Source organism: Thiothrix nivea DSM 5205, assembly GCF_000260135.1.
In the GTDB taxonomy this organism is placed as follows: domain Bacteria; phylum Pseudomonadota; class Gammaproteobacteria; order Thiotrichales; family Thiotrichaceae; genus Thiothrix; species Thiothrix nivea.
Map to the genome: position 1 here is coordinate 1 of NZ_JH651381.1, position 23,593 is coordinate 23,593.

Below are 23,593 nucleotides of genomic sequence, written 5' to 3' on the forward strand. Positions count from 1 at the left end.
TGAGCAGTGGAGCAAGCGCGAGCTGGAGCGCCAGTTCAGCAGTGCCCTGTTTGAACGTACAGTCCTGACCCCGCCAAAAGTGTCACCAGTGGTGACACAAACCCACCCGCAGGCGACTGACGTGTTCAAGGATGCCTACATCCTCGAATTCCTGGGGTTGCCGGATGCCTACCACGAGGCAGACTTGCACCGTGGGTTGCTGCACAAGCTCAGGGATTTCCTGATCGAGCTGGGGCGGGATTTCTGCTTCATCGGTTCCGAATACCCGTTGCAGGTCGGCGGGCGGGATTTCGCGCTGGATCTGCTGTTCTTCCACCGTGGCCTGAACTGCCTGGTCGCCATTGAACTGAAGGTGGGGCGGTTCGAGCCGGAATACCTCGGCAAGCTGGAATTCTACCTGGAAGCGCTGGATCGGGATGTGAAGAAGCCGCATGAACACCCGGCTATCGGTGTGCTGCTGTGCGCCAACAAGGATGATGAGGTGGTGGAGTATGCCCTGAGCCGGTCGCTCTCCCCTGCCCTTGTCGCTGAGTACCAGACCCAGCTACCGGACAAGAAACTGCTACAAGCCAAGCTGCATGAGTTTTACGCGCAGCTTCCGGCTGAACTAACCGTGTAGCCGTCCATGCAAACCAATGGATAAAACTGTATCCATTGCTAAGTTCAATCCGGTGACAAATGCCTTGCCGGATCCATCCGCTGATGCAATACCCGCAAGATCAGCACGTCCTGCTTGTTCATCACCCGGTAGTAAACCGCATGGCTGCCGCAGTTGCTGCGGCGGATGTGTGCTTTCACAAAGCTGAAATCACGCCCCATCTGTGGGTTGTCAGAGAGCCGGGAAAAGTGGTCTTCCAGCGCGTGGTAATACTTTTCCGCTTGCGCCTCGTCAAACGCCTGAAGCGAGTAGATGTAGATGTCCTCAATGTCCTGCTCAGCGTCCTGGGTCAGGTAATAGCTCATAGCCCTGCCCTTTTACGCGCCCGTTCCCTGATCTCGCCCATGCTCATCTGGCTGATGCCGCTGGCCTCTGCCTTGTCTAGCAGGTTCCTCAGCTCGTTGATGGCTAGCTGCTTTTGTTCCTGGTCTTTGCGGATCAAGTCGCGGATATACTCGCTGACGTTGCCGTATTGGCCGGAGCTTACCTGAAGGTCGATGTAGTGACTCATCGGGTCGGGCAAGGAAATTGTGTGCCGTACCATAGCCAATTCCTCTTACTTGTTCATATCTAATCATAACAAGTATGAAGTAAAAGCAGAAGCGGGATGCAACCCAACAACTCATGCATGGCAGAGACAACCGTACCCAACACCGTACCGGTACACTTTCCTTGGCCTATTGTTACCCAAAGCATTCACGGTGAAAACGCATCAATCTGCTATGCTTACACTATCTTTTTAATATTAAAAAGGGTGGAACATGATACTCACGGTAGGCAACACCAAGGGCGGGGTCGGTAAGACCACGCTGGCGCTGAACATTGCCATTGCCCGCGCACTGGCGGGGCGGGATGTGTGGCTGATCGACGGCGACCGGCAGGGTACAGCACAAACCGCGCTTAGCATCCGCGCCGACAGCGGCAAAACGCCGGGGATCGCTTGCGCCCAGTATGCGGATGGCCCGTTGCTGCGCAACCAGGTCAAACAGCAGCAAGACAAATTCCAGGACATCATCATTGATGCGGGTGGCCGCGACTCGACCGCCTTGCGGGCGGCACTGGTGCTGTCGGATGTGTTGCTGGTGCCATTCCAGCCGCGCAGTTATGACGTATGGGCGCTAGATGATATGGCCGCACTGGTGGACGAGGCGCGTAGCGTGCGCGATGGCCTGCGGGCGTTTGCGGTGCTGAACTGTGCCGACCCCGGCGAAACCTCCACCGACAACGCCGAGGCCGCCGCCGCCGTCCAGGACGTGCCGCAGTTTGACTACCTGCCGACCCCGATCCGTCGCCGCAAGGTATTCGCCAACGCAGCGGGGCAGGGGCTGTCAGTGCTGGAATTCACCCTCAAAGACCGCAAAGCCTGTGATGAACTGGATGCTATGCTTTCCGCATTGTTTTCATATTAAAATAATGGTTAACAGAGATTAAGGTGATAGGAAATGGCAATTACCAAACGTAAGCGTCCAGAAGCGGAAAACACGGCAGATGTCGAGCACTTCATAGCCGGTGCGCCAGATAGCGGTCAGGCAGTCAAAGGGGTGAAGAAGGGCAACAAGCAACAGATCAGCCTGACTATCAGCCCGGAACTGTTGGCGAAGGTGGACGCACTAGCGGCCAAGATGGGACAGTCGCGGGCGGCAGTCATCAATCTGGCAATCTATCAGGCAGTGGAGAAGGAGTAGCCTGATCCTCTACGGTCTTTTGTTCCTGGCATTGCTGCCGTGATACCAGCCTTTCCCCGAGCTTCAGCCTTACATAATTCATCAAAAAGCCATACGCAGGCACACCAAAGCCAAACGCAAATAAGATGGCTATGGATGGTCCGACACCTGAATTTACCTTGAAAACTGCCATGAAAAGTAGCGGGGAAATAGCCAGAAAGGCAGAGATGGAATAGCCAATCATAAAAACCCATTGCCGCCATTTTCTGGCAAACTCTGCTGCATATTTGGGTTTAAACCTGATCTTCGGCGGCTCAGACTGGGGTAGATGTTCAAGGTAATCACGGGCAAGCACGTATTCACGTAATGCAGAACTTGGGTTTTCCAAGGTAAGCAAATATTGGATTTCTTCAACAGCCAGGGATATGTCACCCGCTATGGCATGGTATCCGCGCTCCACGACAAGCGGGTGGGGCGCTGGTGTTTTGGCAAGTTCTTCAAAGAACTCTTTGGCAAACTTGTAGTCATCACGCAGCCGGATCTTCTGGGAAAGAGTAAGTTCATAAACGATTTTACCAACGCTGATGATACTGACCAGGGCACCAACCAGCTTCAATACAAGATCAATGTCCATGCTGCTTCCATCTGTCATAAATATCTAAATAGCATTATTTTAATATTAAAAATGATTCTTTCGATAGTGAAATACCATCTTAAACTCCGGCCATGAACATGACCGGAGCTTCCTGCCTTGCGGTTACTCAGCGGCTTGTTCAGCCTTCCGTTGTTGCCTGAAGACTTCCAAAGCTATCTCGCAGTCCTGCACGAAGGCGAACGCTTCCAGCAGCGCCAGGCTGTCCGGCACGTCTTCCAGCTTCATGATGGTTACGAAATTGTTCCCGGCAGCGGGGAACTCGGCAGGGGTGCGCTCATGTTCTACGCGCACGGGTTCAGGTATGCTGTTTGGTTGCATAACTCAATACTCCGATATTGGGTTGTGAAGTCCTGCCTCACGGATTAGGCCCCGTGGGGTAGGGCGACTACGTTACAAAAGTTACGGTTTGCTACTGTTCTCGGGTTGCTCGCCTCCTTTCCGTTTCTTGGGTAATAGGGTTTCTAGTGGGATACCAGCCTGTTCAGCCAGCTTCTGCAAATGAGCCAGTTCAGCCTGTTGTTCACGTCTGGCGGCTTGCGCCTGCTTTTCCGCGTTGTCCTGCTCCTGCTTGGCCTGGGCTATTTCCCACGCGCCGCCCATGTCTTCTTTGATGGCCTGATTCAGGTAAGACGGGAAATCTTTCACGAGTCCGGCTTCCTGTTTAGCTTTGGCGTAGGCTATGTTGCGCTCGATGCATTTCACTCCGAAACGGGTTTTGTATTTGCGGGCAGTTTCAGAAGCGAAACCCAGGTTTATCAGAATCTCGACAATGGGGTGTTCCTTGGGTGGTTCTTCCATTTCCAGCTCTAGGGTAATGGCTTCATCAGCTGGGCGGACTTTGACAACAAAAGTTATATCCGTAATTTTTCGGCTGGTTTTCCCGTAGCGGACATCAACAATATTCAGATCAGTATGAGCGCATATCTCCTGAACAGATGGGTCAATAATCCGTTTTTTAAAATCATTGAACATCTTGTATTCTTTTTCATCCAGGGCAAGTAGAACCCTTAACTCTGTATATTTGAACGTTTTGGAAAAACTTCCACCTGTTGCCTTGAATGCCTCCATCTTCAACAATTCATAAATACGGATGGTGTATTGTTTTTTGAAATTCACCACATGACCGAGTTGGTATTGGGTGAAATGCTTCTGGAGTTGCAGCAGGTAAGGTTTCAGGGAGCTATGAAACTCCATTTCCACCTCCCCGGAACCTCTACGGTATTTCACGTAAGACAGCCAGGAAACTGTTTCGCTGATGGCAGGATCATCACTCAACTGGATTGTCCGCCCTACCAGTGAATCAGCCGCGTTTTGCACTTCTTCATAGATGGCGTTGGCGTAGTTTCCATCCAACTCCCATAGGTTAGCCAAATCACTGATGCCGATCTTGTAACGCTTGAAATCCTCATCCTTCGGCGATATTTGGGTAAGCAGGGTCAGCACCAAACGTTGTTCCCAGATACTCAGGCGGTAACGCGCCTCAATGAGTTCGTTACTCTTGCGGATGACCTGTAGGGAAGTGACAGCGGCTGCTTTGGGTTTCATGGAAAACATGGTAGCTCCAAATTACGGACTATTCAATTATTTTGTCGTAGTTCACAAGGTTTTTGTCGTAGTTCAGTCGTAGTTCACAAGGTTTTTGTCGTAGTTCACAAGGTTTTTGTCGTAGTTCACAAGGTTTTTGTCGTAGTTCACAAGGTTTTTGTCGTTTTTACGTCAGTAAAATATTGATTTTCAAAAAGAAAAACAGCCTCTAAATATTAAATATTGTAAATATATAAATACACAAAGGGAGAAGACCCCAAACATCTGTCAATTCTCACAAACAAAACCACACCCAACCAAGATTTTTGTGTGCTTTTCATCCAATGCCAACTACGACAAAAACCTCGTGAGTTGTGACAACAGCTCCAAGAACTATGAGAAAAAGCGGGTCAGAAGAACTTGAACCGGTTGTCCTTCCATTCCTTGGCATCCACCACGCCGGACTGATACAGGCCGTTCCAGTCGTAGAAGAACGGATACCAGCCGGAGCCACCCTGCGGCTTGAACAGCAGTGCCAGCACAAAACACACACCCGCCAGACCCCAGGCAATCCCATATTCGCCATTGCCACCGGTGCGCAGCCTGCCACCAAACAGGTGAAAACGGCGGTCAGCATTGGGGGTCAGCGGTACACCGGAAACCGTGAACGAGTCGGCCAGGACGTGGGTCAGTCCACCGTAGGCAAAGGCGGCCAGGATGCCGTGGAAGTCCCAGATAGCGAGGGCAAAGGCAAGGCCAGCGATCCAGTACAGCACCACATGGGTAACGCCGCGATGCTTGATCTTGCGGCCTCCCAGCTTTTCCAGCACCCATTCCAGCCAGTCGGGGGCAGTGGAGCCAAGCAGGGCAACCGGCACGAGGGGAGGGGCTACCAGTGCGGTGGTGGCACCAGCAATCACCAGATGGTTAGCCCACTTCATTCATCCACCTTCGGCACTGCCGAGATTTTCTTGAGCCAGCCGCCAATCTGTTTGGCATTCCTGGGGTCACACATGCCGGAGAGCAGTAAACGGCTTTCCATGATCCTGGCTTCCTCTTCGATGAGTTTTTCTTGCGAGTTGGCGACTTTTTCCAGGTAGCCGACCTGTTCCGAGGCTTCCGTCACCCCTTCCTTGACCCGTATGGCGCTACGGGCTTCCAGGCTTCGATATAAGGCGAGTTCGCGGATAGCGTGGTTCCGCCCTGCAATGGCAGCGATAAAGTCCGCCACGGCCTTTGCAGTGTCCTTCCTGCGGCTGTATTCACGCTCTTTCTCCCTGTCCAGTTCTTTGCCGGAGTAGAGCGGCATACTGGCAACTATCCCGACGTAGGATTTTCCCAGCCCTGTCGTGGTGTCTTGCAGGTCGAGCACCTCACTGGAGCGGATCGAGGCACGCAGATCCACGTCGATGTCGAACTTGCTGCGTTCCGGGTAGCAGGCCAGCACCGCCTTGAAAATCGCGTCAGCGTCCAGCGCCGGGGCTTGCACGATGGCGGCGGGGCGGTCGTGGTAGTCCAGCCCGTCACCGGCCAGCGTCGGCATTTGATACGGTTTCACTTCCGGCGGCTTTTCCAGTTCGCCGGTTTTCCACGGCCACCATGCTGGGGCGGCATCGCTGGATAGAGTGGCATCCACCCCGTCAGTGCCAGAACCCAAGGCAGCCAGGCGCAAGGTTTCCGCTTTGGCGGCATCCAGGGCTTCCGGGCTGGTCAGGTCTTCGGCGCTGGCGCTAATCGGCGCGAGCAGCACGGCGGCCAGTGCCAAGGGCTTTAAGCCCGCCCAGGACAACGGCGGCTTCCCACCAGCCCGCAGCGAGGCAGGCAACGAGGAACGCCCACATGAGGATATTGGTTGCGTCATAGGCTACTTCTGAGTTGAGTCGGAAAATTTGCGGGTCGCGGCGCATCACCACGCTACGCAGGTTGGGCGGCAGGCGCTGTTCCTCGCTGGCGGCGATGACGAAGACACGGGCATTCATGACGCACTGGCGGGCAATCTGGAGTTTGCGGCCTGCCAGCTTGTGGGCGTCGTCGATGAACAGCACGGCCTTGGTGTCCTTGCAGTATTCGGCCAGGGCTTCGGCGCGGTGGTATTGCTTCAGGGCTTTCCACGGGGCGCGGGCGTTGTCGGGGTCGGTCTTTTCCTCTTCCAGGCGTTTACCTTCCCACCATTTTTCCACGTCGGGTTCATCGCTCCAGGCAGCCAAGGGGCGCAAGGTGTGCAGGCAGAGCGGGGTAGCCTTGGATTTCGTGCCCCAGATGTCCGGCGCACTTTCGTACAGGCGGTCGATCCATTTGGACTTGCCGGAGTCGTGCGCACCTGTCACCAGGATCGGGCGCTTGATGGAAATCGCCTCTTCGCTGATGGTCGCGCCCTTGCGTCGGGTTTTGGTCACGAACAGGGGAACGGCGTAGGGGCTGCCGTCCGCGCGCACCTGTGACTTGCTGCGGTGAATTTTTAGGAATTCCATAACTTGTTGTTGGTTATTCGTCGTCTGTTTTTTCTGGAAAAACCCGCCTCACCCCCCGAAAAACGGTACGGGGGTAAACAAAAACGGCTGGGAATCAGGAAAGTCCTGTAAAAATGCGCCTTCCGCGCCCAGAAATTTGCTGAAAATTGCGGGAACGTCCGGGGGTAAAAATTTAAGTGAAATTTTTGATAAAATCAATTTATAAAAGCGTCCCATGAAAACGTCCCTTTACTTTGGACTTTTATGGTTTCAGACAAGTGGTTATTTTTGGCCTTATACAGTCAGCTAAAATACAGCTTTACCGTTTTCAGTGGACAGGGGGAAAAATGGCAAGTTATGCGTATTTGCGTGTCAGTACCGATCAGCAGGACGTGGACAACCAGCGGCATGGGATTCTGGAGTATGCCAACCAGCAGGGCATCAGCGGTTTGCAGTTCGTGGAGGACACGGTAAGCGGCAAGGTGAAGTGGCGGGAAAGGAAAATCGGTGATCTGCTGCTAAAGACCATGCAGCCAGGGGACACGGTAGTTTTCGCGGAAGTCTCGCGGATGGCGCGGAGTACCTTACAGGTGTTGGAAATGCTGGAACATGCCAGCACTTCCAACCTCAAGGTTCACATTGCCAAACAGCGGATGCATTTTGACGATTCCCTGAATGCGAAAATCACCGCTACTGTTTTGGGTTTGGCTGCCGAGATCGAGCGGGAATTCATTTCCCTACGCACCAAGGAGGCGCTGGCGAAACGCAAGGCAGACGGTAAGACGTTGGGCAGGCCGAAAGGGAAGGCGGAAACGGTCAAGTTGGACGCCCACCGGGAGGAAATCAAACGCTACCTGAAAAAGGAGATCAGCAAACGCGCCATTGCCAAGCTGTTGGATTGTTCCAAGTCCACGCTGTACAACTGGCTGGAGAGGGAAGGGCTGAACAAGAAGAAGGCAACAGCCAAGCCCAAAGCCACGGATACCAAGCCATGAGCGAAGAGCCACCCAACTATGCAAATCTGGAATTGACGCTGAAAGGGTTGGAAAACGAGTTGCGGGCAATCGTGGACGATCCGGCGGCCAGTTACTGGCTGAAACAGGCGGTGGCGGAATTGTGGAAGCGGGATGTAGTGGATGCCCTGCACGACCTGGACGTATTGCGGGAGTTATTGGAAGCGAAACACCGCACGGATCTGCTGATGCTGGAACGCTGGGCTACCTGTCATGACGGTACGAAGCACTGATTTTGTATGTTGTAGTATTTTGTATTTACATACTACAACATACAAAAAGGCAGTTTTGCGATGGATGAAACGGGCGGAAGCGGCTGAACGTCCGCACTCTGTTTTTGATACCGTAACAGACCGGCGGTGCTGTCGCGCTCCAGCCTGACAGCCGCGCTTCTTTTGCGGGGTAGGTGGCGGTGGAAGGGCGCTTGTAGGAAAAGGTCGGCTTCTCGGTTGACAAGCCGGGGCGTGGTTTCGGTGGCTGGCAAGCCAGCCTTACCGATACGTTGCGGTGTGTTTCACACAAGTTTTATCCGAGGTCAGCCAATTTTTACATAATGCAAGATCGTTATGCGCAATGCAGCAGGCCAAAGAGCATTGCGCATAAAGGGCATTATGCAAAAGTTGGCTGGCAGTGCCTTTGTTACGCCGCAAGCGGCTTAAACAAATACGTTGATGAGCCTGCGGCGCGTTATCCCCCGGCCCACTTCGTTGAGCGGGGTTCTGTGATGTCGCTACGCGGTTTGTTTGTGCCGCGTTGCGGCAAGAGTGCCACAGCTAAAGCTCAGACACACAAGAGCGCGAGCGGCAAGCCGCCTGCGCAAGACACACTCAGGCGTAGTCTGTGATTGCTCCAGTCTGTCGCCGCTTACGCTCAAGCCCCTACGCTCACCTACGCCATGCCCATTCGCCGCTATTGCTACCGCGTTTAATGTCCGGCTGCGCCGCACACGCGGCAGCGCGGCCAATGGTCACGGCTACGGTGGCTTCGGGTCTTGGCTTCAGCGTCGCCAGCCTTCCACAATGTCGGCGGGGTTGCAGTGGTGGTTTCGTTCAAGTGCGGTGCGCCGCCTCCCTCAAGGTCGCTACGCGGTTTGTTTGTGCGCCGCTCAACTGCGTTCGAGCGGACGCGGAGAAAACCCGCACCAAATGACTGTAACACTGCCCAAACCCCAGCAGGAAGCCAAAAGGTTGGAAGAGAAGAGGTCTTGCAAGTGTTTCTGCCGCCTGTTTTTTAAGCAGTTGCGTAGGTGGGGAAATGGTGGCGGTGTCGGTAAAAGCCCGCAGCGGCAGAAACACCCGCACCAGTGTATTTTTAGGCGTGCCGTGCAACTACCGCCCAACTGAAACACGTTTCAGATGGTCGATAGTTGACGGGGAAAGAGCATCAGTTATCCATAAATTGCTCAGAAAATCAGTACCTTATGTCGGGCTAAAACTGACTAAGCCTATGATTTTTAATATAATTTAGGTCTATAGTGTACAGAAAACCGCTGGCATTCAGAGGGTTAGTTACACTGTGAGGCTACCCCCCATGCGGCTTAGGTGATTTACCTCAAAGACATTACCCAAAAACAGGGCGAATCAGAATGTCCCATTTTGGTAAAGCAGCATTTCTTTCCAGCCTCGCCTCAACAGCCTCCATAGCTTTTTTTGCTGAGGGTCACACCCTTCTCATAAACCTTGCGACTGAATTCGACCATGGGGTTGATGCCTTTCCAGGTCATGGTTTTTGCCCATTCCAGCAGGGTTTCGGCATCCTTGAGCTGGGTGCCGTTCCAGTGTTGTTCCAGAATCCCCCAGCAGCGTTCAATCGGGTTGTACTTGCTGTGGTAAGGCGGGTAGTACAGCAGGTGGACTGTCTTACCGGTATGGTTGGCGAATTCCACCATGCGCTTGAGGAATTGCGTCCTGATCCCGCTGCTTTCCGGGCCATTGTCCGCTTTGATCTGGATGCACTGGCAGGCGTCCTTGTCAGCAGAAGGCATCTGTTCCCATACCCGGCACAGGGAATCCACGATGAAGTCACTGGTTTTGCTGGAACTGCCGAAGGTCAGGTAAACCTGCCCACTGTCCTCATCCAGTACGCCAAAAGGGATGTATTTCTCTTTGCAGCCCATCTCATGGTCAGCGGCTTTATTGTCACCCCGTGTTTTCCCGCCCCGTGAGTAGTCACCGATGTTGACGGTCGCCTTGCAGTCCATGCTCAGGCGTTTGACCGCCCCATCGGCAAACTGCCCATCGTTGGCCTGGATATTGGCGAAGATGGCGTCGGTTTCTGGAATTTTTTTTGCGGCTTGGCTTTCTCCACCTTGCGCAGGCGGTAGCCATTCCGGTTGAGTATCCGCGCCATGGTGCTGGGGGCGGGCACTTGTCCACCGCTGAAACCCATGGCCTGTAACTGCCGGATGGCTTCCGCCGCCGTCAGGCGGGTGTAGGCGATGCTGCTGCGGAATGTCGGGTCTTGCTGGCTATGTGCTTCCGCCAGCGCCAGCAAGGCGGCTGCCGCTTCCGGCTGGGTTTCCTCCCAGCGCTTCTGGCCACAATACGCCGCCTGCGCACCCACGCAAACCATGCCGCTGCGCTGTTCCTCCAAACCCAACTGCACCCCCTCCCGACCCCAGCCAAAACACCTTTCAGTCTGGCGGGCGTTGCCTGCACAATATTTCCGGCTCATGTCCGCCTGGAACGCACGGCGGGTGCTGCCAGACATTTTCGAGGCCGCCAGTTTCAGGTCGGCTATCTGGGATTCACTCAGGATCGGGTTAGCTGTTTGGGGTTCGGGGGGCATGGGGGATAGGGACTCCGCTTGTCGATAAGACAAGTGTAGCCATTGCGGGGGAATCTTTCAGGGAAATCCCCTCAAAACCCCGCCCTCCAAATGGATGCCCTCAAGGCGGCGGGATGCGAAAAGATTTTTACGGAAAAAGCCTCTGGCTCGCATCGTGACAGGCCGCAATTAATGGCAGCACTCGATTACCTGCGTGCCGGGGATACGCTGGTGGTCTGGAAATTGTCGCGGCTGGCGCGTTCACTGACGCAAGTCATCAAGACAGCAGCGGAAATCCATGAGCGTGGGATTGCCCTCAAGGTGCTGACCCAGAACATCGACACCAGTACCTCCGAAGGGCGGCTGTTTTTCCATATGACCGCCGCTTTTGACGAATTCCAGCGGGAACTGATTGTCGAAAACACCCGCGCCGGGTTAGCAGCGGCCAATAAACGTGGGCGTCGTGGCGGCAGGCCAAAAGCGATGGATGCGCAGGCTATCAAGCAAGCAGAAGCCTTGCTCAAGGATACGAAAAACTACCCCTTCATTGGTGATGTGATTGACCAGCTCGGGATCGGCAGGACGGCTTTTTACCGTTATTTCCCGACAGACCGGATCAAGGAACTCAGGAATGAGCATTCAGCAGAAACCTAACTGAAGCTAAATCCTGTGGTGGGTTTGATACCTTTATGCAGATTGACCCTACTCGCCTGCTACCCGGAAAAGAGCAAATTCGACATTGACGTGGATCTGCGTGCCGCGATCCGCTCCAGTGACGTACTCGACCTGCAAGACACCACCACCGGCCTGGGAAAATCCTACGTCGGCATCGTCGCCAGTATGCCGCTTTACTCCGGCAAGGAACTGGAAAGGGAGAAAGACCGCGAATACAGCCGCAGGAAGGACACTGCAAAGGCCGTAGCGGGCTTTATCGCCTCCATCGCAGGGCGGAACCACACTATCAGAGAACTCGCCTTATATCGAAGCCTGGAAGCCCGTAGCGCCGCACGGGTAAAAGAAGTCGTCACCGAAGCCAATGAACAGGTCGGCTACCTGGAAAAAGTCGCCAGCTCGCAAGAAAAACTCATCGAGGAGGAAGCCAAGATCATGGAAAGCCGTTTGCTGCTCTCCGGCATGTGTGACCCCAAGAACGCCAAACAGATTGGTGGTTGGCTCAAGAAAATCTCGGCAGTGCCGGAGGTGGACGAATGAAGTGGGTCAACCATCTGGTGATTGCCGGTGCCACTATGGCACTGGTAACCCCTCCCCTCGTGCCCGGTTGCCTTGCTCGGCTCCACTGCCCCGGACTGGCTGGAATGGGTGCTGGAAAAGCTGGGAGGCCGCAAGGTCAAGCATCGCGGCGTTACCCATGTGGTGCTGTACTGGATTGCTGGCCTTGCCTTTGCCCTCGCTATCTGGGACTTCCACGGCATCCTGGCCGCATTTGCTTACGGCGGGCTTACCCATGTCCTGGCCGATTCTTTCACGGTTTCCGGCGTACCCCTGACCCCCAATGCTGATCGCCGTTTTCACCTGTTCGGTGGCAGGCTGCGCACCGGCGGCAATGGCGAATACGGCATTGCCTGGGGTCTGGCGGGTGTGTGCTTCGTGCTGGCGCTACTATTCAAGTCGCATGGTGGTTCTCGCTGGTATCCGTTCTTCTACGACTGGAACGGCCTGTATCAGTCCGGCGTGATGGAAGCCAAGGAATGGAAGGACAACCGGTTCAAGTTCTTCTGACCCGCTTTTTGTAGGTTCACGAGGTTTTTGTAATAGTTGATTCGTATTGCAGAGGAAGCTTTTCTTGATAGGTTGTAAAAAAATTACACACACAAAGGGATCTGATCTTTCCTTGGAAGAGATTTCTTCTCAGACGGTTATCCACAATCCCCCCTTTGTGTTTTTTATATTTACAATATTTAATATTTAAGGAGCTTTTTTCCTTTTTAAAATCATATGGTTGCAACTCTAACTATTACAAAAACCTCGTGAACTATTACAAAAACCTCGTGAACTATTACAAAAACCTCGTGAACTATTACAAATCAATTGATGTGTAATGGTTGTTGAGCTAGAGTTACTCCTATGAAATACCCTTCTCCAATCGTCACGCCGCTACAGGTTATCCGCAAGAGCAATGAACTCATTGAGGCACGTTACCGCCTGAGCATTTGGGAACAACGCCTGGTGCTGACCCTTCTGATGCAAATTTCTCCGAAAGACGAGGATTTTAAGCGTTATAAGGTGAACATCACTGACCTTGCGGCCTTGTGGCAGTTTGATGGTAGTTACGCGACCGCTATTTATGAGGAAGTCCAGAACGCGGCTGACTCGTTGGTGGGTAGGACAGTCCAACTCAGTGATGACCCAAGCATCAGCGAAACGGTTTCGTGGTTATCTTACGTCAAATACAAAAAGGGTTCCGGCGAGGTTGAAATGGAGTTCCATAGCTCCCTGAAACCTTACCTGTTGCAACTCCAGAAACATTTCACTCAGTACCAGCTTGGGCATGTGGTGAATTTCAGGAACCAGTACAGTATCCGTATTTACGAATTGCTGAAAATGGAAGTTTTCAAGCACCCTGCTGGTGGTTTTACCAAGGATTTTAAATACGAGGAATTGCGGGTTTTACTTGGGGTGGAAGATAACGAATATACCCTGTTCGGCAATTTCAAAATGCGGGTTATTACCCCTGCCGTTGAGGAAATCAGCACCCATACCGACCTAGATATTGAGGAAGTCCGCTACGGTAAAACCGGGCGCAAGATCACGGATATAAGCTTTGTTATCAAAGTCCGCCCGACAGATGAAGTGATGACTCTCCAGTTGGAAATGGAGGAACCTCCCGCCAAGCAGACCCTACATCCTATTATTGAAAAGTTGGTAGAGCTGGGTTTTGCCCACGAAATAGCCAAACGCTACAAGAGCAAATACGGGGTCAGACGGATTGAGCGCAACATTGCCTATACACTTGCCAAACAAGAGGAAGGCGCGGTGAAGGACATTCCCCCCTACCTCAACAAAGCAATCAGTGAGGACATGGGACAATCTTGGGAAACCAACAAAAATAAACAGGCAAAACAGCAAGAGGAACAGCAGCAGAAAGCCGCAAAACGTGAGGCTCAGGCAGACATAGCCCACCTGAAACGAATGGCTGAAATGTCAGGTGTACCACTTGAACAGTTGCTGCCTAAACAGCCTGTAAAGAAAGCGTCATGAATTAGTGACGCCATGAATGCATAGCGTCATTACGCCTACGGAGAAATGCCTTTTAGCCCTTTCTCCTCAAACAGCCTGGAAAGACCGTCTACCGCCAGTTTCTGGATGCTGACCCCTTCTGATAAGGCGAGCTGGTGAACCCGTTGCCAGTCGTCACGAGATAGCCGCACGGTCAGCGCCACTATATCACCCTTCCCTCGTTGCCGGGGTTTGGTTTCCGTTGTGTCGGCAGTTGGTGCACTGCTGGCCGCTTCGTTGTTGTCTGGTTGCGCCTGTTTGCCCTGTTTGGTGAAGGCCGCCAATCCGGTTGGTTTCTTTGTCATGCCATTTGCCCTTTTAACCATTCCCACAAGGCGCGGATCTCTTCGGCTGCCTTGCCGTCACTTTCAAATTCCGTTACTGCCCTGCCGGATGCTACGGCACGGGCAAACGCCCGCCGTTCCGTGATGTCTACCGGAGCTATCGGCAGGCCGTATCCTGCCAGCACTTCCCGCGTTTCGGCAATCTCCGGCGACCGGAACGGACAGGCAGATAACACAAACACCGTTTTTGTCCCGGCTGCCCGCGCAATTTCCACCGCGTTACCAGCGGCGGCAATGTCGAAGGCTGAAGGCCGTACCGGGATCGCTATCAGGTCGGCGATCTGTGCGATTCTGGACGCTTCCGGCGTGGCGTGTGGAGCGGTGTCCACCACGGCCAGGCTCATGCGTTCCTGTCTGGCTGCCTCCAGCACCTTGTCAATTTCGGCGGCGCTGATGCTGGCCACCGGCGGGCTGTCGCTTTCGCGGGCGCTTGCCCAGGTCATGGCGCTTTGTTGGGGATCGGTGTCGATGACCACAACCCGCTCACCGTTTTCTTGCGCGGTAACGGCAGTATGCACGGAAAGCGTGGTTTTGCCGCTTCCCCCTTTCTGGCTGAGGAACACAAGTGATTTCACGGGGCTTTGCTTCATGGCGTCACGAAGTTATGACGTAAGCCATTATAGCTCAATGGCTTAGCCTTGCCACACCGTACCTGTACCGTGATTTCATGGCGTTATGGCTTTACGAAGTCATGACTTCATACCATAATTACGTCATGACGTAAGAAACGCCTTGCCCCACGGATTCGGCCCCGTGAGGCAGGACTTCACCTTTCAACCTTCGTGGAGATTGAAACATGCAAAGTAATGATACCCCCTTCCCCTCTGCCGGTGACAACTTCCGTAGCGTCGCCCATGTGCAGACTGATTTTGAACTTGCTTTGGTTGTCCTGGAGCTGGGCTTTCCGGTGCTGGATGATGACTGTACCTATGAGGAATTAGCCGAGGATTACGCGGTGGCGATGGCGGAGTTTCAGCGCCAGTTGGACGCCGGGGAAAAGTGTACCGATACAGTTCCACACAATGATGGTACAACAGGCATAAACCAAGCCGGGGAGGGCAGTGCTATACTACCCGCAGCAAAGTAAGCAAGCTGTACCGGATAGGGCAGCAAATCCAATGGCCGCCACTCGCGGCCATTGTTGTTTGTGGCAAAGAGAAAGGGCATGGCAGACCACGGTTTTTTCCAACAAGGATGACTGCACCACCTTTTTGTAATACTATGGCTTCACAGCTCTTCCCTCGGTTGTCAGCGATTCAGTTACGCTTTCCCCTTGGGGCGGTAAAACCACCCTCGCGGTGGTTTTATCAATTTTACACCCCTGAAAGTTCAGCCAGCCCCACACATGCGCACGACGGTTTATATTGACGGCTACAACCTCTACTACGGAGCGTTGCGGGGTACAGCGTACAAAAGGTGCTGTTTGTAGGCTTTCAGGTCGGCATAGAGCGTCCAAATGGCGTCACGCACCGCGTTGACCGCTGCCTTTTGCCGGTCATTGACCGGAATCAGGCGGTTGACCAGCCGTTCGGCATGGATCCAGCAGAGGGCATGGTCGAAGACGTTGAATTGCCCGGCGTCATCGGAGATCACCGCCAGGTGGGTGGGGATGCCCTGCTGGAGCAGGCCGCCCATCAGCGCCCCTTCAGTCATGATTCGGCGGTGGCGTGGGTCGGTGATTTTCTGGCTGTCCAGCCATGCCTCAAAGTCTGCCGCTTTGCCCCAACAGCGTTCGGGGGAGGCGTCCAGTTGCGCCAGCAAGGCTTTGGGCAGCTTTTGCCCTGCCATGTAGTCGAGTGCGCCCGCATTGAGCGGTGTAACGTTTTTCCACCGCTTGGCCCAGCAGTTCCAGGAAGTAGGGTCAATCTGCATAAAGGTACCAAACCCACCACAGGATTTAGCTTCAGTTAGGTTTCTGCTGAATGCTCATTCCTGAGTTCCTTGATCCGGTCTGTCGGGAAATAACGGTAAAAAGCCGTCCTGCCGATCCCGAGCTGGTCAATCACATCACCAATGAAGGGGTAGTTTTTCGTATCCTTGAGCAAGGCTTCTGCTTGCTTGATAGCCTGCGCATCCATCGCTTTTGGCCTGCCGCCACGACGCCCACGTTTATTGGCCGCTGCTAACCCGGCGCGGGTGTTTTCGACAATCAGTTCCCGCTGGAATTCGTCAAAAGCGGCGGTCATATGGAAAAACAGCCGCCCTTCGGAGGTACTGGTGTCGATGTTCTGGGTCAGCACCTTGAGGGCAATCCCACGCTCATGGATTTCCGCTGCTGTCTTGATGACTTGCGTCAGTGAACGCGCCAGCCGCGACAATTTCCAGACCACCAGCGTATCCCCGGCACGCAGGTAATCGAGTGCTGCCATTAATTGCGGCCTGTCACGATGCGAGCCAGAGGCTTTTTCCGTAAAAATCTTTTCGCATCCCGCCGCCTTGAGGGCATCCATTTGGAGGGCGGGGTTTTGGTCTATGGTCGAGACTCTGGCATAACCAATCAGCATGGCAATCTGTCCTTTAATGGGGCTTCCTTGAATGTAAAGGAACAAAGGTTTCGGGACAAGGATAACGGCTATGATTTAGCGGGAATCACCGGCCTTTGGGGGTGTGGCATGACCTATCCCTAAAACGAAGGTTTTGAGAACAACTGTTACGGAGAACACTATGTCCCGGATGTGTATTCTCACCGCTAGCGCACAAGAAGCGTTTGATAAGCCCCCACTGTTTGACTACAGGCAGCGTAAGCAATTTTTCAGTTTCCCCGGTGCGCTGCTTGAGGTTGCCAGAACCTTGCGTACACCCAGCAGCCAGATAGGTTTTCTTCTGCTCTGCGGTTATTTCAAGGCCACAAAACGGTTTTTCCTGCCACAAGATTTTGTACAACGGGATGTTGATGCAGTAGCACGCCAGCTTGGCCTGGACGGCGGGGCATTCAATTCCAGTGATTACACGGAAACAACCCGGCTACGCCACCAAAGGACCATACTGGAATTTTATGGCTTCAGTCCTTTTGACAACAAAGCCGAGTCACTTCTTGCCACTGAAATCGCCACCATGGCAGAGACCTACCTAAAACCAAAACTGATCTTTGACCGTTGTGCCGATTTTCTTGTTCAGAAGCACATACAAATGCCGCGTACACGAACCTTATCGGACTTGATCAGGGCTGGTTTGCAAACACAGAAATCCAACCTGGTTGCGTTGATGGGGAACCGTTTGGGTAATGAGGCACGCCAACTATTGGACGCTCTGTTTACTGCCCCAGATGGCCAAAACCAGTACCGTCTGACGTTACTCAAAAAGATCTCCCAGTCCACAAAACCTTCAAGGGTGAAAGCGTCCGTTGCCGATTTTGAGGCGTTATCAGAACTCTATCGGCAATTGGATAGTATCTTATCCATCCTCAACCTCGGCTATGCAGGCATCCATTACTATGCCGGTAACGTCATCAGGTCACGGATGTTCCAGCTACAACAGCGCTCAGAAGCTGACCGTTACATTCATGCCACCGCTTTCATCGCCCACCAGTTCTTCCGCATCCAGGATAATCTGGTGGATATATTCCTCAGTGTGATGGCAGCCTTCCAGAGCATGGTCACCCGCGAACATAAAGACCACCTACTTGAACAACGCAAAACACAGAACCAGCAGATCAAGGCCGCCGTTGATGAACTGGACAGTTCTGTCTTTGGCTTGCTCCGGGAACTGCGTGGTTTAACCGGCGACGCTTTCCTGTCTGATACCGAGAAAGTAACCCGGATTAAAGCCTTGCTGGAGCAGGGCAAGACCGAATCCTTTGAACAACTGAAGGAAGGGTTGCAACAGGCCGGGCAATCCGAAATCTGGCATGGCATTCTGGAAAAGCATTCAGTGAAACTGCAAAACCGCCTTAGCCCGATCCTGAAAGCCCTGACGTTTGAACCTGTCGGCCAGACCGGCCCGCTAATGGAAACCATTGGGTATTTCAAAAGCAAGGACGGGGCCATCACCGATAAAGCACCAACGGATTTCCTGGATGCTGATGAGCTGAAAGCCGTGGTCAGGGAGGGTGGCACCTTCAAAATCTCCCTGTACAAGGTGTTTCTGTTCCAGCAGGTGGCCGCAGCTATCAAATCCGGCCATCTCAACCTCCGGCACTCCTACAAATACCGTCCGATGGACAGCTACCTGATCGACAAGGAACGTTGGGAGCGGGATAAGCCGAAACTGCTGGAACGTGCCGGGCTGATTGAACTGGCTGATCCTGAGCCAGTCCTCAAAACACTGGATGCAGCGTTGTTCCGGCAGTACCAGGAAACCAATGCCGCCGCCAGTGATAACCCTCACCTGAGCTTCCGGTCTGATGGCACTTTCCATATCAAGACCCCGGCGCTGGACGCCAGTGAAACTGACCCCTTACAGGAATGGTTCCCGCAACGGCATGATGTGCCGCTGGCCCAGGTGCTGGATACGGTTAACCGGCATTGCGGCACGCTCAAGGCTTTTGAGCACTGGCAACAAACCCATATCACGCAAACCGTTTCCCGGCCTGCGTTACTGGCAGGGATTATGGACTTGGGCTATGGGATCGGCATCCGCAAAATGGCGCGGATTTCCTCACGCATGACAGAGAATGAGCTGGAACATGCGGTGAACTGGCGTTTCTCGCTGGAGAATGTCCGTGCCGCCAATGACAGGGTGTTGAAGGCAATAGACCGGATGGAACTGCCCAACCGATACCGGCGCGATGCTGACCAGCTCCATACCGCCAGCGATGGTCAGAAATTTGAGGTGCGGGGTGAATCCCTGCACGCCAGCCGTTCCTTCAAGGCTCATTATGTGTTTCAGGGTCTTAGCCCATCAGCAGGGACAACAAGGAATGTAGAGCAGCTTGTCCGCGTTTCCTGATGTTGTGCAGGCACTCGAAGAAGGCGAGGTAACACGGCAGTTTTTCCTGGGAAATGCCCCGGTGCGGGCGTAACCATGAACGTAGCAGCGACCAAAAACCTTGGCTCTATGTGGAATACCGTGGGTAACTGAACTCCAGTTTGCCGCACAGGAAGTAAACCATGTTGATGAGGTTGTGGGTATTGCGGAACCCCCGCGCCCGCCGTTTGGCCAACTGTATTTTGTGGTTGATGCCTTCGAGGATGCCGTTGGAGATGTGTGATTCAACGAACCGGATGATCCCCGACCAGTGCGCCCGGACGGTGTTGGCAAACGTCTGGAAGGCCGGGATGCCAGCAGAATCCACCTCATCACACCATTGTTGCAGGAAGGCTTCCGCCGTTTTCCTGTCGGGCATTGTCCACAGGTCGTTGAACAGCACCTTGAGACGGTGGGCAGTACCCAGCGTGGGGTAGAGGGTGATGAACGCTGCCAGTGACTGCTCCTGCTGTTCTGACAGGTTATCGTAGTTTTTCAGGAAGGTGTACTTGTGGCCTTTGAGGTCGGCATGTTCCTTGCGCTCCAGCTTGCGCACCTTGTCCATGGCCTTGTTCAGCAACTGGGTGACGTGGAAATGGTCAAAGGTGATGGCGGCATCCGGGAAGGCTTCCCTACTCCGGCAATGAATGCAGGCGACAGGTCAATGCTGACATCGGTGATTTGTGACGGTTTCACCTCATGGCTGGCTAGGTGTTTCTGGATCTGGGACAGCGTTTCCTTGCCCTTGCCTTCGGTGGCATGGGCGACGCGGCGGGCATCCAGGTCAACCCCCACGGTGATGTAGTTGTGCCCTTTGCGGGTGGAGGTCTCGTCCACCCCCAGCCGGGTGATGCCGGACGGGTCATCCTGCTGGCGGCCTTCACAAACCCAGTGGTTGAACACCGTCCAGATGCGTTGCGGGTTGACCCGCATCAGTTCCGCCACCCGGTTGACCGGCATCTCCCGTTCGATCAGTGCCATGGCCAGCGCCTCAAACAGCAGCGTGAAGCCACTTCCGGGACGCGCCCAGGGGACGGCAACCGTCTCAACCTGACCCGATCCGGTGCGGATGCGCGGGACACGGCAATGCAGGTAACAGGTATGCTCAAAGAAGTTCAGGTGCTGCCAACGCCGCTCCACCGTGTCATGCACCGGGCAAGGTTCCCCGCTTTGGTCGGCAAAACGGCTGCCACGCGCGAAGCTGATACGGATGTGCAATTCCTGGCGTCCTTCCGTCCCGCTGAAGTCGATGCTGTCCACCTGCCAAGGTGAGGTCAGCCCCAAGGCCATTCCAAATAGTGTGTCGCTGTTCATACCCTTAGGATAATCTACCCACTACGATTCACATAGAGCCAAAACCTTCCATGGTGTTGACGTGGACTTCATGGAAACCGTCGCCATCCTCATCACGGGCATATTCACCCGCGCCGTGGTTGACTGTCTTATGATCGTAACCCCACTCTTCCAACTGGCTGTAAATGCTGTACTCGTCGGTATACACCAGCGTGCCAGCCGCCACGGCTTCCAGTATCAGGGGCTTGATCGTGGCCTGTTTGACGTTCGCCAACATACGGATCACTACCTCCCCAGAGCGTTGGATCATGCCAAAGATGGGCGGTTTGTCTTTCTCCAGCGTGCCGCGCCCCGGTGCGCCTTTCAGCCCCCGGCACCGCCCCTTGCGGCCTGCACGCATAACGGCTGCCGGGTGTCCCTTATGCCCAGCTTTGACGTAAACTTCATCCAATTCAACATTCCCAGACAGGCTTACCGGTGTTTTTTTTCTCAATACCCTGCCGTAACTGGCCCGTCATGGCCTGCACATCGTCTTTGTTCAATCCCAGTTCGTGGGCGATTTGCTGGTTGGACAGGTTCAGCGGCATCAGGTACAGGCATAATATCCATACCTTCAGCGGCTGATGATGCCCCTCAAACACCGTCCCCGTCAGGTCATCAAAACGCTTGTTGCAACCTTTGCACTGGTAGCGTTGCCGTTCCGGCTGCCGGTCATCTTTGCCCCGGCGGATGGTTTCCCGTGAACCGCAATGCGGGCACACCACCCCATCAGGCCAGTGCAACGCGCGGACTTGCTGGTAGCAGGCTTCATCACTGGTCAGGCTGGCTATGCTGATCAAACTCCCCACCGGCTTCCCTATTCTGGCTTATCGGATGGTTATCAGTTGGGGGAGGTCGTTGCCAATTTCAAGGGGCATTCGGCAAGACCCCGAAACACATAATGAGCCTCCTTCAAATATTTTGGGCAAGGCCAGGGGGTAAGCGCCTACACCTTCGTGGATGAACGCCACTTCCTGTGGCACTCCCTGGTGATCAGTGCCTCTGACCGGGAAAGTGCGTATGTGATTGATGGGCTGATGCACAATGATGTGGTGAAAAGCGACATCCATTCCACCGATACGCACGGCTACACCGAAGTCATTTTTGGCCTGACCCACCTGCTGGGTTTCTCGTTTGCCCCGCGCATCAAGGGGCTTGGCAAGCAAACGCTGTACATCTTCCGCCCCAAAAACCGGGCAGACCCAGAATGGAAGATCAGCCCGGAAAAAACCATCCATGCCGCCTTGATCCGGGAGAACTGGGATGACCTGCTGCGCCTGGCCGCCACCATCAAGCTCAAGGAAAATACCGCGTCCGACATTTTCCGGCGGCTCAATTCCTATTCCCGCCAACATGCGCTGTACCAGACCCTGAAAGCCTTCGGCCAGATCATCAAATCCCTGTTCATCCTGCGCTATGTCAATGACGTTGAACTCCGCCAGGCGACTGAAAAACAGCTCAACAAGGTGGAACTCTCCAACCGCTTTGCCCGTGCGGTGGCCGTTGGCAACCCACATGAATACACACAGGCTGAAAAGGAAGAACAGGAAATTGCGGAAGGCTGCAACCGGCTGATCAAGAACAGCATCATCTGCTGAAACTACCTGTACCTGGAGCGGCAACTGGAAAAACTCACTGACCCGGAAGCCCGGGAAAACCTGCTGCAAACAGTCGCCACCCATTCACCGATGACATGGGCGCATATCAACATGCTGGGGGAGTATGATTTTGCGGAGGAAAAGCTCCGGGATTCTATTGGGATTCTTCCCCGGAAATCGGCGGTCTGAAACAGGGGGGATTTCAGGATGGGTAAATGCTGGATTAGCCTGATACATCAAAGCTGTTCACAAAATCCTGCGGTGGGTTTGGTACCTTTATGCAGATTGACCCCATTGCCAAGCTGCTGGATTGTTCCAAGTTCACGCTCTACAACTGGCTGGAACGGGAAGAGCTGAACAAGAAGAAAGAGAAAACCAAGGTAACAGACGGCAGCTCATGAGCAAGGATTAGATCAGAATGATATACATTCAACCGGTTATTATGAGCCAACGATTTTATTTTTACCGTCTCTATAAAGCAAACGATTTTTTTGCTGGTAGTTTTGGATTATCCATAAATAGACCCAAAATAAAAAATTTTAACCAGTTGATTTTAAATATATTTAATTTTTTTCTTGCCTGGTCGGCAATGGTTGGCACACCCCTTGCTGTATAGTAACCATGAAGCAAAGCAAGCCGCTAAGTTCATAGTTTCCACAACCTTTAAATTTGTTATACCAGGAGTACCACCATGACTAATCTGACCATCAAAGACCTGACCGAAAGCGCCACCTTGGACCAACACACCCTGTCCAGCGTCCGCGGCGGCCTGAATGCCGTGCTCAACAACTCACAGCAAGCCAACCAAAACGTTGCCGGCAGTTTCGGCCCCATCATGGCGATCAACAGCCCAGTGTCTGCGCCATCCACCGTACTGACTGAGAGCAACCCTGTCACCATCGTGGATTTGACCAGCATCAGCCTGATCAGCTCACATCAAAATGCCATTTTCTCTGTGTAACCCCTTAAACCCATTTCTTCAGGAGCATTAACCATGAGCACATTAATTCTGAAAGACCTGGCTGAAAATGTTGAACTCGACGCATCAGCAATGGCCAGCGTGCGTGGCGGCCTGAATGCTGCCATCGGTAATTCACAGTCAGCTAATCAAGGCGGTTTGGGTGGTTTTGGTGGCATGGGCGGTTTTGGCCTGGTGGCATTGAATACCCCGATCAATGTCCCTACGACAGTGCTGACAGAAGTCAACCCCAACATTGAGATCAACCTTGGTTTGAGTAATCTGATTGGATCAGCACAGAATCAGCTTAAAGGCTAAGAAACTGGCCGGCAACCCTGCTTACCGGCCAGTCTGCCCGCCAACCCACGCGCTGACCCGACAAGAAAAGACCTGCTCCCTGCCCGTTGGCAGCATACAAATATGCCAACCCAACAGCATAAAACATAACCCCTTCAAAAAGACGAGCGTTGCCTCGTCTTTTTTGTGTCC

Annotated in this window: 27 protein-coding genes and 6 pseudogenes; 16 read left to right on the forward strand and 17 right to left on the reverse strand. The window is 53.7% G+C overall.

Annotation, left to right across the window (positions count from 1 at the left end; all coding sequences use genetic code 11):
- Positions 1–619: PDDEXK nuclease domain-containing protein (locus tag THINI_RS00005; RefSeq protein WP_002706459.1), on the forward strand; the 619-nt coding region annotated here is incomplete at its 5' end.
- Between the two features lie 44 nt (positions 620–663).
- Here the strand turns inward: THINI_RS00005 and THINI_RS00010 are convergent.
- Positions 664–963: a type II toxin-antitoxin system RelE/ParE family toxin gene (locus tag THINI_RS00010; RefSeq protein ID WP_002706462.1), complete on the reverse strand. Its 300-nt coding sequence runs from the start codon at positions 961–963 to the stop codon at positions 664–666.
- Entirely contained in the window at positions 960–1,202 is a 243-nt protein-coding gene (locus tag THINI_RS00015) for a type II toxin-antitoxin system ParD family antitoxin (RefSeq protein ID WP_002706464.1), read from the reverse strand. Before THINI_RS00015 ends, THINI_RS00010 begins: the two co-directional genes overlap by 4 nt.
- A 217-nt stretch (positions 1,203–1,419) precedes the next feature.
- On the opposite strand from THINI_RS00015, the gene THINI_RS00020 reads away from it, so the two are divergent.
- Together THINI_RS00020 and THINI_RS00025 are read left to right on the forward strand one after the other, a co-directional pair.
- Entirely contained in the window at positions 1,420–2,067 is a 648-nt protein-coding gene (locus THINI_RS00020) for an AAA family ATPase (RefSeq protein ID WP_002706466.1), read from the forward strand.
- Positions 2,068–2,100: 33 nt separating this feature from the next.
- Positions 2,101–2,343 carry a ribbon-helix-helix domain-containing protein gene (locus THINI_RS00025; RefSeq protein WP_002706468.1) on the forward strand — a complete coding sequence of 81 codons (243 nt, stop codon included), beginning with the start codon at positions 2,101–2,103 and terminating at the stop codon, positions 2,341–2,343.
- Here the strand turns inward: THINI_RS00025 and THINI_RS00030 are convergent.
- From THINI_RS00030 to THINI_RS25870, 6 genes are all read right to left on the reverse strand, one after another.
- The gene (locus tag THINI_RS00030) at positions 2,306–2,956 is read right to left on the reverse strand and encodes a hypothetical protein (protein ID WP_002706470.1); all 651 of its coding nucleotides are present in this window, start codon (positions 2,954–2,956) and stop codon (positions 2,306–2,308) included. The genes THINI_RS00025 and THINI_RS00030 overlap by 38 nt on opposite strands.
- Positions 2,957–3,079: 123 nt before the next feature.
- Positions 3,080–3,295: a hypothetical protein gene (locus THINI_RS00035; protein ID WP_002706472.1), complete on the reverse strand. Its 216-nt coding sequence runs from the start codon at positions 3,293–3,295 to the stop codon at positions 3,080–3,082.
- Between the two features lie 81 nt (positions 3,296–3,376).
- A complete protein-coding gene (locus tag THINI_RS00040) occupies positions 3,377–4,531 on the reverse strand; it encodes a replication initiation protein (protein WP_002706474.1) in 1,155 nt (384 codons plus the stop codon).
- 380 nt (positions 4,532–4,911) lie between these two features.
- Positions 4,912–5,442, reverse strand: a complete 531-nt coding sequence (locus tag THINI_RS00045; protein WP_002706476.1) for a metal-dependent hydrolase — start codon at positions 5,440–5,442, stop codon at positions 4,912–4,914.
- Entirely contained in the window at positions 5,439–6,266 is an 828-nt protein-coding gene (locus tag THINI_RS00050) for a hypothetical protein (RefSeq protein WP_050987957.1), read from the reverse strand. The genes THINI_RS00045 and THINI_RS00050 overlap by 4 nt, the downstream gene beginning before the upstream one ends.
- Complete coding sequence (locus tag THINI_RS25870; RefSeq protein ID WP_002706480.1) at positions 6,232–6,972, reverse strand: hypothetical protein; 741 nt, start codon at positions 6,970–6,972, stop codon at positions 6,232–6,234. The genes THINI_RS00050 and THINI_RS25870 overlap by 35 nt, the downstream gene beginning before the upstream one ends.
- Positions 6,973–7,298: 326 nt before the next feature.
- Here THINI_RS25870 and THINI_RS00060 point away from each other — a divergent pair, with 326 nt between their 5' ends.
- A complete protein-coding gene (locus THINI_RS00060) occupies positions 7,299–7,946 on the forward strand; it encodes a recombinase family protein (protein WP_002706484.1) in 648 nt (215 codons plus the stop codon).
- Positions 7,943–8,197, forward strand: a complete 255-nt coding sequence (locus THINI_RS00065; protein ID WP_002706486.1) for a hypothetical protein — start codon at positions 7,943–7,945, stop codon at positions 8,195–8,197. The genes THINI_RS00060 and THINI_RS00065 overlap by 4 nt, the downstream gene beginning before the upstream one ends.
- A 691-nt stretch (positions 8,198–8,888) precedes the next feature.
- Here THINI_RS00065 and THINI_RS26920 read toward each other — a convergent pair.
- Together THINI_RS26920 and THINI_RS27080 are read right to left on the reverse strand one after the other, a co-directional pair.
- A complete protein-coding gene (locus THINI_RS26920) occupies positions 8,889–9,017 on the reverse strand; it encodes a hypothetical protein (RefSeq protein WP_281054663.1) in 129 nt (42 codons plus the stop codon).
- A gap of 574 nt (positions 9,018–9,591) precedes the next feature.
- Positions 9,592–10,751, reverse strand: a pseudogene (locus THINI_RS27080) (ISAzo13 family transposase).
- A 42-nt stretch (positions 10,752–10,793) separates the two neighbouring features.
- Here THINI_RS27080 and THINI_RS00080 point away from each other — a divergent pair.
- From THINI_RS00080 to THINI_RS00095, 4 genes are all read left to right on the forward strand, one after another.
- Positions 10,794–11,384 (forward strand): recombinase family protein, encoded by a 591-nt coding sequence (locus tag THINI_RS00080; protein WP_002706494.1) that lies wholly within the window; start codon positions 10,794–10,796, stop codon positions 11,382–11,384.
- Positions 11,385–11,426: 42 nt separating this feature from the next.
- Positions 11,427–11,942, forward strand: coding sequence for a hypothetical protein (locus tag THINI_RS00085; protein WP_050987959.1), 516 nt, complete (start codon positions 11,427–11,429; stop codon positions 11,940–11,942).
- 72 nt (positions 11,943–12,014) lie between these two features.
- A complete protein-coding gene (locus THINI_RS00090; protein ID WP_245536554.1) occupies positions 12,015–12,470 on the forward strand; it encodes a metal-dependent hydrolase in 456 nt (151 codons plus the stop codon).
- A 345-nt stretch (positions 12,471–12,815) separates the two neighbouring features.
- A complete protein-coding gene (locus THINI_RS00095) occupies positions 12,816–13,949 on the forward strand; it encodes a replication initiation protein (protein ID WP_002706500.1) in 1,134 nt (377 codons plus the stop codon).
- Between the two features lie 35 nt (positions 13,950–13,984).
- Here THINI_RS00095 and THINI_RS00100 read toward each other — a convergent pair whose 3' ends face one another.
- Both THINI_RS00100 and parA read right to left on the reverse strand, forming a co-directional pair.
- Positions 13,985–14,272, reverse strand: coding sequence for a hypothetical protein (locus THINI_RS00100; RefSeq protein WP_002706502.1), 288 nt, complete (start codon positions 14,270–14,272; stop codon positions 13,985–13,987).
- Positions 14,269–14,886 (reverse strand): ParA family partition ATPase, encoded by a 618-nt coding sequence (gene parA, locus THINI_RS00105; protein ID WP_086014494.1) that lies wholly within the window; start codon positions 14,884–14,886, stop codon positions 14,269–14,271. The genes THINI_RS00100 and parA overlap by 4 nt, the downstream gene beginning before the upstream one ends.
- A 221-nt stretch (positions 14,887–15,107) precedes the next feature.
- Between parA and THINI_RS00110 the strand changes: the two genes are divergently transcribed.
- Positions 15,108–15,398: a hypothetical protein gene (locus THINI_RS00110; RefSeq protein WP_002706506.1), complete on the forward strand. Its 291-nt coding sequence runs from the start codon at positions 15,108–15,110 to the stop codon at positions 15,396–15,398.
- 296 nt (positions 15,399–15,694) lie between these two features.
- Here the strand turns inward: THINI_RS00110 and THINI_RS00115 are convergent, their stop codons facing one another.
- Positions 15,695–16,183 (reverse strand): hypothetical protein, encoded by a 489-nt coding sequence (locus THINI_RS00115; RefSeq protein ID WP_002706508.1) that lies wholly within the window; start codon positions 16,181–16,183, stop codon positions 15,695–15,697.
- 35 nt (positions 16,184–16,218) lie between these two features.
- On the reverse strand, positions 16,219–16,815 hold the full coding sequence (locus THINI_RS00120; protein WP_002706509.1) for a recombinase family protein: 597 nt from the start codon (positions 16,813–16,815) through the stop codon (positions 16,219–16,221).
- Between the two features lie 169 nt (positions 16,816–16,984).
- On the opposite strand from THINI_RS00120, the pseudogene THINI_RS27085 reads away from it, so the two are divergent.
- Positions 16,985–17,464 (forward strand): annotated as a pseudogene (locus THINI_RS27085) (DUF4158 domain-containing protein); the annotation flags it as partial.
- A gap of 228 nt (positions 17,465–17,692) precedes the next feature.
- Positions 17,693–19,198: a Tn3 family transposase gene (locus tag THINI_RS22960; protein WP_169314568.1), complete on the forward strand. Its 1,506-nt coding sequence runs from the start codon at positions 17,693–17,695 to the stop codon at positions 19,196–19,198.
- Here THINI_RS22960 and THINI_RS27090 read toward each other — a convergent pair.
- From THINI_RS27090 to THINI_RS27095, 3 pseudogenes are all read right to left on the reverse strand, one after another.
- Positions 19,143–19,301: pseudogene (locus tag THINI_RS27090) on the reverse strand (IS1595 family transposase); the annotation flags it as partial. The gene THINI_RS22960 and the pseudogene THINI_RS27090 sit on opposite strands and share 56 nt — an antisense overlap.
- A 3-nt stretch (positions 19,302–19,304) precedes the next feature.
- Positions 19,305–20,530 (reverse strand): annotated as a pseudogene (locus THINI_RS00130) (ISL3 family transposase).
- A gap of 31 nt (positions 20,531–20,561) precedes the next feature.
- A pseudogene (locus THINI_RS27095) lies at positions 20,562–21,357 on the reverse strand (IS1595 family transposase); the annotation flags it as partial.
- Between the two features lie 111 nt (positions 21,358–21,468).
- Here THINI_RS27095 and THINI_RS00145 point away from each other — a divergent pair.
- The 4 genes and pseudogenes from THINI_RS00145 to THINI_RS00160 all read left to right on the forward strand — a co-directional run.
- Positions 21,469–22,146: pseudogene (locus THINI_RS00145) on the forward strand (Tn3 family transposase); the annotation flags it as partial.
- 278 nt (positions 22,147–22,424) lie between these two features.
- Positions 22,425–22,547, forward strand: coding sequence for a hypothetical protein (locus THINI_RS26925; protein WP_002706511.1), 123 nt, complete (start codon positions 22,425–22,427; stop codon positions 22,545–22,547).
- A gap of 290 nt (positions 22,548–22,837) precedes the next feature.
- On the forward strand, positions 22,838–23,107 hold the full coding sequence (locus tag THINI_RS00155; protein WP_002706512.1) for a hypothetical protein: 270 nt from the start codon (positions 22,838–22,840) through the stop codon (positions 23,105–23,107).
- Positions 23,108–23,140: 33 nt separating this feature from the next.
- Entirely contained in the window at positions 23,141–23,422 is a 282-nt protein-coding gene (locus THINI_RS00160) for a hypothetical protein (RefSeq protein WP_002706513.1), read from the forward strand.
- Positions 23,423–23,593 lie beyond the last annotated feature (171 nt).